Annotated in this window: 14 protein-coding genes and 1 pseudogene; 12 read left to right on the top strand and 3 right to left on the bottom strand. The window is 60.7% G+C overall.

Features of this window, described 5'->3' with window-relative positions:
* Positions 1-101 precede the first annotated feature (101 nt).
* Complete coding sequence (locus QF043_RS28415) at positions 102-758, bottom strand: dual specificity protein phosphatase family protein (RefSeq protein ID WP_307421037.1); 657 nt, start codon at positions 756-758, stop codon at positions 102-104.
* 273 nt (positions 759-1,031) lie between these two features.
* Here QF043_RS28415 and QF043_RS28410 point away from each other — a divergent pair, with 273 nt between their 5' ends.
* The 6 genes from QF043_RS28410 to QF043_RS28385 all read left to right on the top strand — a co-directional run bounded on the left by QF043_RS28410 (position 1,032) and on the right by QF043_RS28385 (position 8,614).
* Positions 1,032-1,784 (top strand): gluconate 2-dehydrogenase subunit 3 family protein, encoded by a 753-nt coding sequence (locus QF043_RS28410; RefSeq protein WP_307421036.1) that lies wholly within the window; start codon positions 1,032-1,034, stop codon positions 1,782-1,784.
* Between the two features lie 2 nt (positions 1,785-1,786).
* Positions 1,787-3,571 carry a GMC family oxidoreductase gene (locus QF043_RS28405; protein ID WP_307421035.1) on the top strand — a complete coding sequence of 595 codons (1,785 nt, stop codon included), beginning with the start codon at positions 1,787-1,789 and terminating at the stop codon, positions 3,569-3,571.
* Positions 3,572-3,583: 12 nt separating this feature from the next.
* Entirely contained in the window at positions 3,584-4,882 is a 1,299-nt protein-coding gene (locus tag QF043_RS28400; RefSeq protein WP_307421034.1) for a cytochrome c, read from the top strand.
* Between the two features lie 81 nt (positions 4,883-4,963).
* The gene (locus QF043_RS28395) at positions 4,964-6,022 is read left to right on the top strand and encodes a PA0069 family radical SAM protein (RefSeq protein WP_307421033.1); all 1,059 of its coding nucleotides are present in this window, start codon (positions 4,964-4,966) and stop codon (positions 6,020-6,022) included.
* 227 nt (positions 6,023-6,249) lie between these two features.
* A complete protein-coding gene (locus QF043_RS28390; RefSeq protein WP_058420539.1) occupies positions 6,250-6,981 on the top strand; it encodes a carbonic anhydrase in 732 nt (243 codons plus the stop codon).
* An 85-nt stretch (positions 6,982-7,066) separates the two neighbouring features.
* The gene (locus tag QF043_RS28385) at positions 7,067-8,614 is read left to right on the top strand and encodes a SulP family inorganic anion transporter (protein ID WP_307421032.1); all 1,548 of its coding nucleotides are present in this window, start codon (positions 7,067-7,069) and stop codon (positions 8,612-8,614) included.
* 130 nt (positions 8,615-8,744) lie between these two features.
* Here QF043_RS28385 and QF043_RS28380 read toward each other — a convergent pair whose 3' ends face one another.
* Positions 8,745-9,392, bottom strand: coding sequence for a hypothetical protein (locus tag QF043_RS28380; RefSeq protein WP_305456850.1), 648 nt, complete (start codon positions 9,390-9,392; stop codon positions 8,745-8,747).
* 369 nt (positions 9,393-9,761) lie between these two features.
* Here QF043_RS28380 and coxB point away from each other — a divergent pair, with 369 nt between their 5' ends.
* The 4 genes from coxB to QF043_RS28360 all read left to right on the top strand — a co-directional run bounded on the left by coxB (position 9,762) and on the right by QF043_RS28360 (position 14,150).
* The gene (gene coxB, locus QF043_RS28375; protein WP_307421031.1) at positions 9,762-10,889 is read left to right on the top strand and encodes a cytochrome c oxidase subunit II; all 1,128 of its coding nucleotides are present in this window, start codon (positions 9,762-9,764) and stop codon (positions 10,887-10,889) included.
* Between the two features lie 58 nt (positions 10,890-10,947).
* A complete protein-coding gene (gene ctaD / locus QF043_RS28370; protein ID WP_307421030.1) occupies positions 10,948-12,531 on the top strand; it encodes a cytochrome c oxidase subunit I in 1,584 nt (527 codons plus the stop codon).
* Between the two features lie 144 nt (positions 12,532-12,675).
* The gene (locus QF043_RS28365; RefSeq protein WP_307421029.1) at positions 12,676-13,227 is read left to right on the top strand and encodes a cytochrome c oxidase assembly protein; all 552 of its coding nucleotides are present in this window, start codon (positions 12,676-12,678) and stop codon (positions 13,225-13,227) included.
* A gap of 35 nt (positions 13,228-13,262) precedes the next feature.
* Complete coding sequence (locus QF043_RS28360) at positions 13,263-14,150, top strand: cytochrome c oxidase subunit 3 (RefSeq protein ID WP_307421028.1); 888 nt, start codon at positions 13,263-13,265, stop codon at positions 14,148-14,150.
* 6 nt (positions 14,151-14,156) lie between these two features.
* Here the strand turns inward: QF043_RS28360 and QF043_RS28355 are convergent, their stop codons facing one another.
* Positions 14,157-14,360, bottom strand: a complete 204-nt coding sequence (locus QF043_RS28355) for a twin transmembrane helix small protein (protein ID WP_016969525.1) — start codon at positions 14,358-14,360, stop codon at positions 14,157-14,159.
* A gap of 43 nt (positions 14,361-14,403) precedes the next feature.
* Between QF043_RS28355 and QF043_RS28350 the strand changes: the two genes are divergently transcribed.
* Together QF043_RS28350 and QF043_RS28345 are read left to right on the top strand one after the other, a co-directional pair.
* Entirely contained in the window at positions 14,404-15,168 is a 765-nt protein-coding gene (locus QF043_RS28350; protein ID WP_307421027.1) for an SURF1 family protein, read from the top strand.
* Positions 15,134-15,719 (top strand): annotated as a pseudogene (locus QF043_RS28345) (hypothetical protein). Before QF043_RS28350 ends, QF043_RS28345 begins: the two are co-directional and overlap by 35 nt.
* Positions 15,720-15,726: the final 7 nt, after the last annotated feature.

The raw sequence follows: 15,726 nt of genomic DNA, 5'->3' as shown, positions 1-15,726 counted from the left end.
TTTTGTGGGAATCGGGCTTGCCCGCGATGCAGGCACCGCGGTGTGTCATTCACACCGCGTTGAAGCTATCGCAGGCAAACCCGCTCCCACAGAACGGTGCGCTACAGTTGCTCTTCGGCCTTGTCTGTCGTGGTGATCCAGCTTTTTACCGAGCACAGTGCAAAGGCACTGGTGCTGCAGTCGCCATTGGCCAACGCGGTACGCAACTTGTCGATATCCGCCTTCATCATGTAGCGAACACCGTCCCTAAAGCCGCTACTTGAACCAAAGCCGCCCAGCGTCATCTCGTTCAGCGCATCCTCCTTGCTCCACCCCTGAATCACCACCCGATACATCGCCGCCATCAGGCCAGTGCGATCAGAGCCGTGTTTGCAGTGCATCAGCACCGAGCCCTGGGTTTCGGCTTCCTGGATGGCCCTGAGCGCCGCCAGCACGTCGGCATCGTCGACATGGTTGGTGCGATACGTCAACTGCACCTGTTTGATATCAGAAGTCTTCAGCCAGGGCGCATCAGATTCCGGCAGGAAGTTGATCACTGTGCCGATCTTCAGATTTTGCAGCACAGGCAGCGCAGTGCTGTCCGGCAACGCACTGCGATACAGCGTGGGCGTCATCTGGTGCAGGTTGAATTGGTCGCCCACAGGCTGTGCCCACTCAGGCGAGCGGATAGACGTAGCCCCGTCGGCCTGGGCCTGCAGCGTGGTGAATAGTGCCATGAACGCCAGGCCAAGGGCGGGCAACAATCGAATCGTGAACATGCGTGTTGAGACCGAATGGGATAGGGCTGATGGGTTTCAGAGTCGCCTGCGAGGGGTCAATGCCGTGTGAGGTGGCCGTCAAAGAATCGTGAATCCGCCATCTGATCCGCTGTTTTTCGCGCTGAATCGATTTCTCTTAATGCTTAGGCTGCTATCATTTGTAACTATTGATTGCCAGTGTGTGCTATCCCTTTGGATCCAATGCCCTGGCAAACCATCACGCTGCTCCCAGAAGCGGCGGATAAACCCGTGACCACATGATGAGGTGCACCTATGTCTGATCAAGATCAGGACAACCCGCGGCGTGACTTTTTACGCAAATCCTTGACCTTGATCCCGGTGGTCACGGTTGCCAGCACTGGCCTTGGCGGCTCGATGTTGATGGCCACACCGGAGCCGGTGCAGGCCGCTCCCGCTAAAACGCCTGTCAGCGACAAAGCCTACGAGCCGAGTTACTTCACGGCCGAAGAGTGGGCGTTTATCAACGCTGCCGTCGCCCGCCTGATTCCCGCGGATGCCCAAGGCCCAGGCGCCCTGGAAGCCGGCGCGCCGGAATACATCGACCGCCAAATGAACACGCCGTATGCCGCTGGCGCGCTGTGGTTCATGCAGGGCCCGTTCAACGCCGATGCGGCGCCAGAGATGGGCTGGCAGAGCAAACTGGTGCCCAAAGACATCTATCGCCTGGGCATTGCCGCCACGGATGCGTGGTCGAAGGCGTTCAACGGTAAAGCTTTTGCTGTGCAAGACAGCGCTACCCAGGATGACATGCTGCGGCGTATGGAGGCGGGCGGCGGCGAGATGACCGCACATTTCGAGGCCGTACCGGCCAAGATGTTCTTCAACCTGTTGCTGCAAAACACCAAGGAAGGCTTCTTCTGCGACCCGATCCACGGTGGCAACAAAGGCATGGTCGGTTGGACCATGATCGGCTTCCCCGGCGCCCGCGCCGATTTCATGGACTGGGTTGAACGCAACGAGCAATACCCCTTCCCGGCTGTTTCCATTCGCGGCGAGAGGGCATAAACGTGGCGACCATCATGAAGAAAGTGGACGCGGTGATCGTCGGTTTCGGCTGGACCGGCGCGATCATGGCCAAGGAGCTGACGGAAGCTGGCCTCAACGTGGTAGCGCTGGAGCGCGGCCCGATGCAGGACACCTACCCGGACGGCAACTATCCCCAGGTCATCGACGAACTGACCTACAGCGTGCGTAAAAAGCTCTTTCAGGACATCTCCAAGGAGACGGTGACCATTCGCCACAGCGTGAATGATGTCGCCCTGCCCAACCGTCAGTTGGGTGCGTTCTTGCCGGGCAATGGCGTGGGTGGCGCGGGCCTGCACTGGTCGGGCGTGCATTTTCGTGTCGACCCGATCGAGCTGCGCATGCGCAGCCACTATGAAGAGCGCTACGGCAAAAATTTCATCCCCAAAGACATGACCATCCAGGACTTCGGCGTGAGCTATGAAGAGCTGGAGCCGTTTTTCGACTACGCCGAAAAAGTCTTCGGCACCTCCGGCCAGGCCTGGACCGTAAAAGGCCAGTTGGTGGGTGAAGGTCGTGGCGGCAACCCGTATGCGCCGGATCGCTCCAACCCGTTTCCGTTGGAATCGCAGAAAAACACCGTGTCTGCGCAGTTGTTTCAGAAAGCGGCTACTGACGTCGGCTACAAACCCTACAACCTGCCGTCCGCCAATACTTCAGGGCCCTACACCAACCCCTACGGCGCGCAGATGGGGCCGTGCAACTTCTGCGGCTTCTGCAGTGGCTACGTGTGCTACATGTACTCCAAGGCCTCGCCGAACGTAAACATCCTGCCGGCGCTGCGTCAGGTGCCGAACTTTGAGCTGCGGGCCAACTCCCACGTGCTCAAGGTCAACCTCGACAGCACCAAGAGCAAGGCCACCGGCGTGACCTATATCGACGCCCAGGGCCGCGAATGCGAGCAGCCGGCGGACCTGGTGATCATCGCCTCCTTCCAGTTCAACAACGTGCGCCTCATGTTGCTCTCGGGCATCGGTAAACCTTACGACCCGATGACCAATGAGGGCGTGGTGGGCCGCAACTTTGCCTACCAGAACATGGGCACCATCAAGGCCTTCTTCGACAAGGACACCCACACCAACAACTTCATCGGTGCCGGCGGCAATGGCGTGGCCATCGATGACTTCAACGCGGACAACTTCGACCACGGCCCGCACGGCTTTGTGGGCGGCTCGCCGATGTGGGTCAACCAGGCCGGCAGCCGGCCGATTGCCGGTACGTCAAACCCGCCGGGTACGCCGGCGTGGGGCAGCGCCTGGAAGCGCGCCACCGCCGATTACTACACCCACCAAGTGTCGATGGACTCCCATGGCGCGCATCAATCCTACCGGAGCAATTACCTGGATCTGGACCCGGTTTACCGCGACTCCTACGGCCTGCCGCTGCTGCGGATGACGTTCGACTGGCAGGAAAACGACATCAAGATGAACCGCTTCATGATGGAGAAAATGGGCAAGGTCGCCGCGGCGATGAACCCCAAGGCCATTGCTGTGCTGGGCAAAAAAGTCGGTGAGCAGTTCAACACTGCGTCCTACCAGACCACCCACCTCAATGGTGGCGCGATCATGGGCACCGACCCGAAAACCAGTGCGCTGAACCGTTACCTGCAAAGCTGGGATGTACACAACGTGTTTGTCCCAGGCGCATCCGCTTTCCCGCAAGGCCTGGGCTACAACCCTACCGGCCTGGTGGCAGCGTTGGCTTACTGGTCGGCGCGGGCGATCCGCGAGCAGTACTTGAAAAACCCCGGCCCACTGGTTCAGGCATAAGGAGCGATGACCATGAAAGCACTTGTTATCGCGAGTTTCGTCCTGTTCAGCAGCTGTTCGGTAAGCGCGGCTGAAACCGATTTGATCAAACAGGGTGAATACCTGGCACGCGCCGGTGACTGCGTGGCCTGCCACACCGCCAAGGGTGGCAAACCCTTCGCCGGTGGGCTGCCGATGGAAACCCCGATCGGGGTGATCTATTCCACCAACATCACCCCGGACAAAACCGGCCTGGGCGACTACAGCTTCGAAGACTTCGACAAGGCCGTGCGCCATGGCGTCGCCAAGAACGGTAGTACGCTTTACCCGGCGATGCCGTACCCGTCCTACGCACGTGTCAGCGACAGCGACATGCAGGCGTTGTATGCGTACTTCATGAAGGGCGTGGAGCCCGTCGCCCAAGAGAACAAGGACAGCGATATTCCCTGGCCCTTGAGCATGCGATGGCCGTTGGCAGCCTGGCGCTGGATGTTCGCGCCGGCGGTCGAGGAGCATCAGGTGCAAGCCGCAGCCGACCCGGTGGTCGCTCGCGGTGCCTATCTGGTTGAAGGCCTCGGCCATTGCGGCGCCTGCCACACCCCGCGTGCCCTGACCATGCAGGAAAAAGCCCTCAGCGCGACTGACGGCAACGCGTTCCTGTCCGGCAGTGCGCCGCTGGAAGGCTGGATCGCAAAAAGCCTGCGCGGCGACCACAAGGACGGCCTTGGCAGCTGGAGCGAGGAGCAGTTGGTGCAGTTCCTCAAGACCGGCCGCAGTGACCGCAGTGCAGTGTTTGGCGGCATGAGTGACGTGGTGGTGCACAGCATGCAGTACATGTCCCAGGACGACCTCACCGCGATTGCGCGATACCTCAAGAGCCTGCCGGCGGTGGACCCGAAGGATCAGCCGCATCAGTACGACAAGCAGGTGGCCGAGGCGCTGTGGAAAGGTGACGACAGCAAGCCGGGCGCGTCGGTGTATATCGACAACTGCGCGGCGTGCCACCGTACCGACGGCCATGGCTACACGCGGGTGTTCCCGGCGCTGGCGGGTAACCCGGTGTTGCAGACGGCGGACGCCACCTCGTTGATCAACATCGTGTTGAACGGTGGCACCTTGCCGGCCACCCACACGGCGCCGTCGACTTTCACCATGCCGGCGTTCGCGTGGCGTCTGTCGGACCAGGAAGTCGCGGATGTGGTCAGTTTTGTTCGCGGCAGCTGGGGCAATAAAGGCGCTCCGGTCAAAGCCAGCGACGTGGCAGACCTGCGCAAAAGCGATATGCGCACCACGTCGGGTGACGACTTGGGGCAGGTCACGCAAAAGCACTGATCCTGCCCTGGCCGCCAAACGGCACTGGTCAGAAACCTCGCGCCTCGATACTGTATATAAAAACAGTATCGAGGCGTTTTCATGACTACTGCGCTGCCGCCCCGTGGCCGGGGCACGGCCACTAACCTGCACAACCGCTTTGCGCCGACCGTCAGCGTGGCCGAAGACGACGGCTGGTTCCAGGAAGTGCCGCCGACCCAGGGCACCGAAGTGCGTATCGAAACGGCCAAAAGCATCATCACCCGCAACAACTCGCCGGATTTGCCGTTCGACCGCTCCATCAACCCCTATCGCGGCTGCGAGCATGGCTGCATCTACTGCTATGCGCGGCCCAGCCACGCCTATTGGGACCTGTCGCCAGGGCTGGATTTCGAAACCAAACTGATTGCCAAGACCAACGCCGCCGACGTCCTGGAGCAACAGCTGTCCAAGCCAGGTTATGTGTGTGCGCCGATCAACCTGGGCTCCAATACCGACCCGTACCAGCCTATCGAGCGCGACTACACAATCACCCGGCAAACTCTCGAAGTGCTGCTGCGCTATCGGCACCCGGTGACCATCATCACCAAGGGCTCGTTGATCCTGCGCGACCTCGACCTGCTCACTGAGTTGGCGCGCCAGCGGCTGGTGGCGGTGATGATCAGCCTCACCAGCCTGGACGACGAACTCAAGCGTATCCTGGAGCCGCGTACAGCCGCGCCCAAGGCGCGGTTACGGGCGATTCGGGTGATGCGCGAGGCGGGTATCCCGGTGGGTGTGCTGTGCTCGCCGATGATTCCGATGATCAACGACAGCGAGCTGGAAAGCCTGCTGACCGAAGCCCACGCTGCCGGTGCGCAGAGCGCCGCCTACATGATGCTGCGGCTGCCGTTGGAAGTGGCGCCGCTGTTCGAGGAATGGCTGGCGGCGCATTACCCGCAACGTGCGGCCCATGTGATGAGCCTGGTGCGTCAGGTGCGCGGCGGCGAGGTGTATGACAGCCGTTTCGGCGTGCGCATGCGTGGCGAGGGGCCGTTTGCCGATTTGCTGGCGCTGCGTTTCAACAAAGCGATCAAGCGGCTGGGGCTCAATCGACGGGAGGGGTTTAATCTGGATTGCACGGCGTTTTGCCCACCGGGCAGGCAGATGGCATTGTTGTAAACTGAACAGAACGATGGCGTCATGCTTGTGGAATAGTCGCGTTTTGACATCACTGAAACCCGCGTTCTAGAGCGGTTCATTCAGTTTGAGTTAAGTTTCGGCGGTTACCTTGTTCGGCGAGTAACTGATGAGTCGACGCCTTGGGTTGTTTAGTTTTTCAACTTTTCCGATAGCCAGACGTCGAACTGCCCTGAACACTCCCCTGCATTTAATTAAGAGGATGAATCATGAGTGACAAGGATAAACAGCCGTTGGCTGCGTCGGCTTCAGCCCCTGAGGTGGCGGAGTCTGCCGATGCAGCGTTAAAGCACATCGTTGACGGCTTTTTGCATTTCCATCACGACGTCTTCCCGCAGCAGGAAGAACTGTTCAAGAAACTCGCCACGGCCCAGAGCCCACGGGCGATGTTTATTACCTGCGCTGACTCGCGCATCGTGCCCGAGCTGATCACCCAAAGCTCCCCCGGCGATTTGTTCGTGACGCGTAACGTCGGCAACGTGGTGCCGCCCTACGGCCAGATGAATGGCGGGGTTTCCACCGCCATCGAGTACGCGGTGCTCGCCCTGGGCGTACAGCACATCATCGTGTGCGGGCACTCCGATTGCGGCGCCATGCGCGCGGTACTCAACCCCGACAGCCTGGAAAAGATGCCGACGGTACGGGCGTGGTTGCGTCACGCCGAAGTCGCCAAGTCCATGGTTGAAGACAACTGCGACTGCGCCAATGAAGGCGAGAGCATGAAGGTGCTGACCGAAGAAAACGTCATCGCCCAATTGCAGCATCTGCGTACCCACCCTTCCGTGGCCTCGCGCATGGCCAATGGTCATTTGTTTATCCATGGTTGGATCTACAACATCGAGACCAGCGAAATCCGCGCTTATGATGCGGACCAGGCGGCATTCAGACCGCTGAACGGCACCGAGCCAATTCCTTGCGCGACGCCTAGAGCGCGCTTCTAAAACACTTCCCTGCCGGGTCAAGCGGTGGCTGCCATGGATGCAGCCCGGCTTTGCCGTGCCCGGCGAATGCCTCGGGAGAGCCATCATGCGTGCTGCTCAATTAAAAGCTGTATTGCCACGGGAGCTGCTGGCCTCGGTGGTTGTGTTTCTGGTCGCCCTGCCCTTGTGCATGGGTATTGCGATCGCGTCCGGCATGCCGCCGGCCAAGGGGCTGATCACCGGGATTATCGGTGGCCTGGTGGTGGGTTGGCTGGCGGGCTCGCCGCTGCAGGTCAGTGGCCCTGCGGCGGGTTTGGCGGTGCTGGTGTTCGAGCTGGTGCGGCAACACGGGATGATGATGTTAGGGCCGATCCTGTTGCTGGCGGGTTTCCTGCAACTGGTGGCCGGGCGCTTACGCCTGGGCTGCTGGTTCCGGGTCACGGCGCCGGCGGTGGTGTACGGCATGCTGGCGGGCATCGGCGTATTGATTGTGCTGTCGCAGGTGCATGTGATGCTCGACGGCGCGCCCAAACCGTCGGGGCTGGATAACCTGGCAGGCTTCCCGGCGGCCGTGGCCGAAGCCATCCCGACGCTGGGCGGCGGCCTGGGTTGGCAGGCTGGCTTGCTGGGGCTGTCGACCATGCTGGTGATGTACTGCTGGGATAAATTCCGTCCGCAAAAAATGCGCTTCGTGCCGGGTGCCTTGCTGGGTGTGGGCCTGGCGACGGTAACCAGCCTGGTGCTGGCGTTGCAGGTCAAGCGCGTGGAGGTGCCGGAAAACCTCGCCGACGCCATCGACTGGCTGCGCCCCAGCGACCTGCTGAACCTGGCCGATCCGCAACTGCTGATCGCCGCCTTTGCCGTGGCGTTTATTGCCAGCGCCGAAACCCTGCTGTCTGCGGCTGCGGTCGATCGGATGCACAGCGGCCAGCGCTCCGATTTCGACAAGGAACTGTCTGCCCAAGGTGTAGGCAACATGCTCTGCGGTTTGGTTGGCGCCTTGCCGATGACCGGCGTGATCGTGCGCAGCTCGGCCAACGTGCAGGCTGGCGCTACCACGCGGCTGTCGGCGATGTTTCATGGTGTGTGGCTGCTGGGCTTTGTGTTGCTGCTGTCGAGTGTGCTGCAAAGCATTCCGGTGGCGAGTTTGGCGGGCGTGCTGGTGTACACCGGGATCAAGCTGGTGGACGTCAAAGCGTTTCGCGCGCTGGGCCGTTATGGGCGGATGCCGATGTTTACCTACGCCGCCACGGCACTGGCGATCATCTTTACGGACCTGTTGACCGGCGTATTGGTGGGCTTCGGGCTCACGTTGCTGAAGCTAGCGTTTAAGGCTTCGCGATTGAAAGTCAGCCTGATCGATTTGCCCCAGGACGGTGAGATGGAGCTGCGATTGACCGGTGCCGCGACCTTCCTGAAAGTGCCGGCGCTGACTCAGGTGCTGTCGACGGTGCCTGCGGGGACCACCTTGCATGTGCCGCTGAGCAACCTGAGCTACATCGACCATTCGTGCCTGGAGTTGCTGGAGGAATGGGGCCGGGCGAATGCGGCCAAGGGCTCGACGCTGGTGATCGAGGCGCGGGGGTTGAAGCGCAGGCTCGAAGGCCGGGTGCGGACGACGGTGGGGATAGGTTCGGCGCCGCCAGTCACCTGACGAAACCGGATCAAAGCTGTGGGAGCGGGCTTGCTCGCGAAAGCGGTAGATCAGTCAACATCACTTTGGCTGACACACCGCTTTCGCGAGCAAGCCCGCTCCCACATTCAGATCTATGTTGGCTTGAGAATCAGGCTGGCTGATCCAGCGATAACTCAACGCCCAGTTGCCGCGACAGGCACGGCCAGCGCTTCCACGCCGCTTCCGTGTTCGGGCTCTTGAGTGTTTCGCGATACGCCTCGACCGACTCCAGCGCAAAGCTCTCTTCGTTGAGCATCTCATCCACCGCCAAATGCACTGCTTCATCCAGCTGATTGGCGAACTGCTCACCGATCAGTTGATGGGCAATCAAATTGGCGACGGTGGTATCTGCCGGAATCAACGGCTGGCCGAAATGCTTGATATACAGGTCGTTGACCTCTTCAACCAAGCGGTGAGCCAGGTAGGCCTCATCCAGCAGGCCGTCCAGGCCTTCATGGCCGGCCAGGATTGCAGGCGGCTGCAGGAAGAAATGCTCGGCGATTTTCAGCACCGGTTTGATCTGGCTTTCGATACCGGCTTCGCGGGCCACATCGTTGGCGGCTTCCAGCAAGTCCGGAACCAGTTCGATGTAGGCAGTGACAAAGCGGGTCATGACAATGTTGCTATCACCGTCAGCCAGGGAGATGGCCGAATGCAGGTGCGGCAATTGTTTTTCCAGTTGCAGGGCAAGCTGGCCCGTAGTGGCTTCGTGTTGATGGGCACGGGAAATCTGCTCGCGCAATGCGGCGGTGTTCATGAAGGCTCCAGTGAAACAGGCGTAGGAAAAGGGAGAGGATAAGGTAGCTCGTTTATACGAGCGCCTAAGACGCATTTGTCATAATTATTTCATGGTTATGCGTGTGCGTTATATCGAAATGCCATCGTTCGTCGGATAAACGTTTGCGCCCCCGGTTTTATTGGGCCCGCCCGTCTGTTTCTGCTCATTTGCCCCTACACATTGCGGGGTTGCCCCGGCTGTCTATACTCGGATTTGTACGCAATTAGCTGATGACGCCCAACTGCATGACGCAGGCAAGGCTTGGCGGTTGTAAGCAGTATGGAAGCCGCTCCCTTCGCCGCAGGTGCAAACCGGCGGGATAACAAGAAACATAAAGGGGAACCCGCAATGACGCGACATCCACACGTTTGGATGGGCCTACTGTTGTGGTCAGTATTCGGCCAGGCGCACGCCGCCTGGACAACGAATATGGCGCCAGGGGCTACTGAAGTCAGTCACGCCGTGTTTGACCTGCACATGACCATTTTCTGGATCTGTGTGGTGATCGGCATCATCGTGTTTGGCGCGATGTTCTGGTCGATGATCCTGCACCGGCGCTCCACGGGCCAGGTGGCGGCCAAGTTCCACGAGAGCACCACCGTGGAAATTCTCTGGACCGTAGTGCCCTTGCTGATCCTGGTGGCCATGGCCATTCCGGCAACCAAAACCCTGATCAACATCTACGACAGCAGTGAGTCGGATATCGATATCCAGGTCACCGGCTATCAGTGGAAGTGGCACTACAAATACCTGGGCCAGGACGTGGAGTTCTTCAGCAACCTGGCCACGCCCGCCGAGCAGATCCATAACCAGGCGACGAAGGGCGAGCACTACTTGCTCGAAGTCGACCAGCCGCTGGTGCTGCCGGTGGGCGCCAAGGTGCGCTTTCTGGTGACGGCCGCCGACGTGATCCACTCCTGGTGGGTGCCGGCCTTTGCGGTCAAGCGCGATGCGATCCCCGGCTTCGTCAACGAGGCCTGGACCCGGGTCGAGAAGCCTGGCATCTACCGTGGCCAGTGCGCCGAGCTGTGCGGTAAGGACCACGGCTTCATGCCGATCGTGGTCGAGGTCAAATCCAAGGCCGACTACGACACCTGGCTGGGCGAGCGCAAAGCAGAAGCCGCCAAGCTCAAGGAGCTGACGTCCAAAGAGTGGACGCTGGATGAGCTGGTGGCGCGTGGCGACAAGGTTTACCACACCACCTGCGTGGCCTGTCACCAGGCCGAAGGCCAGGGCCTGCCGCCAATGTTCCCGGCGCTCAAGGGTTCGCCGATTGCCATCGGGCCTAAGGAAGACCACCTGCACCGCGTGTACTTCGGCAAGCCCGGCACCGCCATGGCGGCGTTCGGCAAGCAGTTGTCGGAAGTCGATATCGCCGCCGTGGTCACCTACGAGCGCAACGCCTGGGGCAACAACAAAGGCGACATGGTCACGCCCAAAGACGTGCTGGCTCTGAAACAGGCGGAAAGCAAATGAAGGCCTCAACTGCGTATGCCCTGAACCGCACAGCCCATTCCTTTGCAGGAGAACGGCCATGAGCACTGTGATCGACCATGGTCATGCCGACCATGCCCACGGCCCCGCCAAAGGCTTGATGCGCTGGGTGCTGACCACCAACCACAAAGACATCGGCACCCTGTACCTGTGGTTCGCCTTCACCATGTTTCTGCTCGGTGGTTCATTCGCCATGGTGATCCGCGCCGAGTTGTTCCAGCCCGGCCTGCAGATAGTGCAACCGGCGTTCTTCAACCAGATGACCACCATGCACGGCCTGATCATGGTGTTTGGCGCGGTGATGCCGGCGTTCGTCGGCCTGGCCAACTGGATGATCCCGCTGATGATCGGCGCGCCGGACATGGCCTTGCCGCGCATGAACAACTTCAGCTTCTGGCTGCTTCCGGCAGCGTTCCTGCTGCTGGTCTCGACGCTGTTCACGCCGGGCGGGGGGCCGAATTTCGGCTGGACCTTCTACGCCCCGCTCTCCACCACTTATGCGCCGGAAAGCGTGACGTTTTTCATCTTTGCCATTCACCTGATGGGCATCAGTTCGATCATGGGCGCGATCAACGTGGTCGCCACCATTCTCAACCTGCGCGCGCCGGGCATGACCTTGATGAAAATGCCGCTGTTCGTGTGGACCTGGCTGATCACTGCCTTCCTGCTGATCGCGGTGATGCCGGTGCTGGCCGGTTGCGTGACCATGATGTTGATGGACATCCACTTCGGCACCAGCTTTTTCAGTGCGGCCGGTGGCGGTGACCCGGTGTTGTTCCAGCATGTGTTCTGGTTCTTCGGCCACCCCGAGGTGTACATCATGATCCTGCCGGCGTTTGGCGCCGTCAGCTCAATCATCCCGACCTTCTCGCGCAAGCCGCTGTTTGGCTACACCTCGATGGTTTACGCCACGGCAAGCATCGCGTTTCTGTCGTTCATCGTGTGGGCGCACCACATGTTCGTGGTCGGCATTCCGCTGGTGGGCGAGCTGTTCTTCATGTACGCCACGCTGCTGATCGCGGTGCCCACCGGCGTGAAGGTGTTCAACTGGGTCAGCACCATGTGGCAAGGCTCGCTGACCTTCGAGACACCGATGCTGTTCGCCGTGGCCTTTGTGATTCTGTTCACCATCGGCGGTTTCTCCGGGCTGATGCTGGCGATTGCCCCGGCGGACTTCCAGTACCACGACACCTACTTTGTGGTGGCGCACTTCCATTACGTATTGGTGCCTGGCGCGATCTTCGGCATCTTCGCTTCGGCCTACTACTGGCTGCCGAAATGGACCGGCCACATGTACGACGAAACCCTGGGCAAGCTGCACTTCTGGCTGTCTTTTGTGGGCATGAACATGGCGTTTTTCCCGATGCACTTTGTCGGGCTGGCCGGTATGCCGCGCCGGGTGCCGGACTACAACCTGCAGTTCGCCGACTTCAACATGGTTTCCTCGATTGGCGCGTTCATGTTCGGCGCCACGCAGATCTTCTTCCTGTTTATCGTGATCAAGTGCATCCGTGGCGGCCCGCCTGCGCCGGCCAAGCCGTGGGATGGCGCTGAAGGCCTGGAATGGAGCATCCCCTCGCCTGCGCCGTATCACACGTTTACGACGCCGCCGGAGGTCAAGTGAACGCCTTGTCGCAGGTCGAATCGGTCTCCTGTGGGAGCTGGCTTGCCTGCGATAGCGGTGTGTCAGGCGCCGAATCTATCGCCTGCCAGGGCCTCATCGCAGGCAAGCCAGCTCCCACAGAACATCAAAAGCCGGGTGAGCGCCATGCTTGAATCCGTCCCCATCAAGCGCCTGGTCACCCGCCTGCTGATCCTGGTCGTGGCCATGTTCGCCTTCGGCTTCGCCCTGGTGCCGATCTACGACGTGATGTGCAAGGCGTTCGGCATCAACGGCAAGACCGCCGGGCAGTATGAAGGTGAGCAGTTGGTGGACCCTACGCGTCAGGTGCGCGTGCAGTTCATGTCCACCAATGCCATCGACATGGTCTGGGAATTCCACTCCAAAGCCGATGAGGTCGTGGTCAACCCCGGCGCTGTCACCGAGATGCTGTTCGTGGCCTACAACCCCACTGACAAACCCATGACTGCCCAGGCTGTACCGAGTATTTCCCCGGCCGAAGCGGCGATGTATTTCCACAAGACCGAATGTTTTTGCTTCACCCAGCAAGTGCTGCAGCCAGGTCAGCGCATTGAAATGCCCGTGCGCTTTATCGTCGATCGCGACATGCCCAAGGATGTGAAGCATTTGACCCTGGCATACACGCTGTTTGACATCACTGCGCGCCAACCGCCGGTGGCCGTCCGTACCGGCGGCTAGCTACTGTTTGCCCCCTCAATCAGGAGAGCGAATACATGTCGTCTCATGATACGTACTACGTACCAGCGCAAAGCAAATGGCCAATAATTGCTACGTTTGGCATGTTGATCACGGTGTACGGCCTGGCCGTGTGGTTCAACGACCTCAAGGCAGCGCGCCCGGAATCCCACGGCCCGTGGATCTTTTTCGTCGGCGGCCTGTTGCTGGCCTACATGCTGTTCGGCTGGTTCGGCGCGGTGATCAAGGAAAGCCGCGCCGGTTTGTACAGCGCGCAGATGGATCGCTCGTTCCGCTGGGGCATGAGCTGGTTCATCTTTTCCGAGGTGATGTTCTTTATCGCGTTCTTCGGTGCACTGTTTTACGTGCGGCATATGTCCGCGCCATGGCTGGCGGGCGAAGGCTCCAAGGGCGTCGCGCACATGCTGTGGCCGAACTTCGAATTTGCCTGGCCGCTGCTCAACAACCCTGACCCGAAAATGTACCCGCCGCCCGAAGGCACCATCAGCCCGTGGGGCTTGCCGCTGGTCAATACGATCTTGCTGGTCAGCTCCAGCGTGACCATCACCATCGCCCACCATGCATTGCGCAAGGGCCATCGCGGTGCGCTGAAAATCTGGCTGGCGCTGACGGTGCTACTGGGTTGGGCGTTTTTGGGCTTTCAGGCCGAGGAGTACATGCACGCTTACAAAGAGCTGGGCCTGACCCTCGGATCTGGCGTGTACGGCGCGACGTTCTTCATGCTCACCGGCTTTCACGGCGCCCACGTGACCATCGGCACCATCATTCTGTTTGTGATGCTGATGCGCATCCTCAAGGGGCACTTCAACGCCGAGCACCAGTTCGGTTTTGAGGCCGCCAGTTGGTATTGGCACTTTGTGGATGTGGTGTGGATCGGCCTGTTTTTCTTCGTTTATGTGCTGTGAGGCGTTTTACCACGGTGCATGAGAGACCAACTGGCCGCTGAAAAAGCCCCAGGCGATCAAGCCCACGGTGATCGCGGCCAGTACAACACGCACGGTCAAGGCAGTGACGAGGCGGTTGGAGTTGCCCTCGTCCTTGACCAGAAAGAACAAGCCACTGAACAGGCTCACGACAGTCGCGATCAGCATCAGGGCAATGGCTGCTTTGAGCATGGTCAGGTTCCATTCGGATGGGCGGGCAATGAAAAGGCGGGCAATGAAAACAAGTATAGCCAGCGCCATAAAAGACTTTCGCCCAGGGCTCGCTCCCACGCTGGTGGTGCTGGTGCTGCTGCCGTTGATGGTGGGCCTGGGGTTCTGGCAATTGACTCGCGGGCATGAAAAACAGCTGCTGGTGGACAGCTATGCCGAACGGCGCGTGGCTGAGCCGGTCAGCAGCGTGCAGCTTCAGGGCATGGCTGACCCGGCCTTTCGCCGCGTGCGCCTGCGCGGCCAATTCGACGCCGAACACAGCGTGCTGCTCGACAACCGTATGCGCGACGGCAAAGCCGGTGTTGAGCTCTTGCAGCCCTTTCACGACCAGGCCAGCGGCGAATGGCTGTTGTTCAATCGCGGCTGGCTGCCCTGGCCGGATCGGCGCACGCCGCCCGTGTTCACCACGCCCGAACAACCGTTGAATCTGGATGCCTGGGTGTACGTCGCCCCCGGCGAAACCTTCCAACTGCATGCCGACCCCGCCACTACGCAATGGCCGCGCTTGCTGACCGCGCTGCATCCCGCCGCGCTCTGGGCGGAGTTGGGCCGCAACGGTTTCGCCTATGAGCTGCGCGCCGAACCTGGCCCCGGCACCTACGACACGACCTGGCCGGTGGTCGCCATGGGCCCGGAAAAACACTTGGGCTACGCCGTGCAGTGGTTCGCCATGGCACTGGCGTTGCTGGCGCTTTACCTCTACCTCGGATGGCATAACAAAAAGGAGAAACCCCATGGGAGCGGCCATGAATCCACCCAGCACGTCTGAGGCGCCCGACCGGCGCAAAGGCCGCTGGCAGCTGATTTTGATCCTGATGATGGTGATCGGCCCGATGGCGCTCGCCACCTTTATGTACAAGTTGCAGTTCTGGGTGCCCGACAGCCGCAGCTACCACGGCGAGATGATCGGCAAACGGCCAGACCCGCGCCGACATCGGCGTGCAGGCCGATGAAGAGCGTTGGCAACTGCTGGTTACCGCGCCCACCGCCTGCGCCGCCGACTGCCAGCAGCTGGTGTACCTGGCGCGCCAGCTGCAAATCAGCCTGGGCCGCGATGCCTCCCGCGCCAGCCATGCCCTGGCCAGCGCGCAGCCGGTGAGCTCGGATTACGAGACCAAGCTCAAGGCCGAATACCCGCAACTGCAGCGCTACCCGCTGGACCTGACCACCTTCAGTAAAAACGCGGCTGCGCCGGGTGATGCGCAACTGTGGATCGTCGACCCGCACGGCAATCTGGTGCTGCGCTACGACGCCAAGGTCAAGGGCAAGGACTTGCTCAACGACCTGCGCTTGCTGCTGAAACTGTCGAACATCGGATAAGGGCATC

This window comes from Pseudomonas sp. W3I7 (assembly GCF_030816095.1).
Taxonomy (GTDB): Bacteria; Pseudomonadota; Gammaproteobacteria; order Pseudomonadales; family Pseudomonadaceae; genus Aquipseudomonas; species Aquipseudomonas salomonii.
Note: the sequence above shows the minus strand (reverse complement) of the source record. Positions and strands in the feature narration are given on the sequence as shown.

Coding starts and splice junctions, on each gene's coding strand:
- QF043_RS28350 (WP_307421027.1), top strand. CDS start 14,404: ATGAAAACAAGTATAGCCAGCGCCATAAAAGACTTTCGCCCAGGGCTC.
- ctaD (WP_307421030.1), top strand. CDS start 10,948: ATGAGCACTGTGATCGACCATGGTCATGCCGACCATGCCCACGGCCCC.
- QF043_RS28380 (WP_305456850.1), bottom strand. CDS start 9,392: ATGAACACCGCCGCATTGCGCGAGCAGATTTCCCGTGCCCATCAACAC.
- QF043_RS28415 (WP_307421037.1), bottom strand. CDS start 758: ATGTTCACGATTCGATTGTTGCCCGCCCTTGGCCTGGCGTTCATGGCA.
- QF043_RS28410 (WP_307421036.1), top strand. CDS start 1,032: ATGTCTGATCAAGATCAGGACAACCCGCGGCGTGACTTTTTACGCAAA.
- QF043_RS28360 (WP_307421028.1), top strand. CDS start 13,263: ATGTCGTCTCATGATACGTACTACGTACCAGCGCAAAGCAAATGGCCA.
- QF043_RS28390 (WP_058420539.1), top strand. CDS start 6,250: ATGAGTGACAAGGATAAACAGCCGTTGGCTGCGTCGGCTTCAGCCCCT.
- QF043_RS28400 (WP_307421034.1), top strand. CDS start 3,584: ATGAAAGCACTTGTTATCGCGAGTTTCGTCCTGTTCAGCAGCTGTTCG.
- QF043_RS28355 (WP_016969525.1), bottom strand. CDS start 14,360: ATGCTCAAAGCAGCCATTGCCCTGATGCTGATCGCGACTGTCGTGAGC.
- coxB (WP_307421031.1), top strand. CDS start 9,762: ATGACGCGACATCCACACGTTTGGATGGGCCTACTGTTGTGGTCAGTA.
- QF043_RS28395 (WP_307421033.1), top strand. CDS start 4,964: ATGACTACTGCGCTGCCGCCCCGTGGCCGGGGCACGGCCACTAACCTG.
- QF043_RS28385 (WP_307421032.1), top strand. CDS start 7,067: ATGCGTGCTGCTCAATTAAAAGCTGTATTGCCACGGGAGCTGCTGGCC.
- QF043_RS28365 (WP_307421029.1), top strand. CDS start 12,676: ATGCTTGAATCCGTCCCCATCAAGCGCCTGGTCACCCGCCTGCTGATC.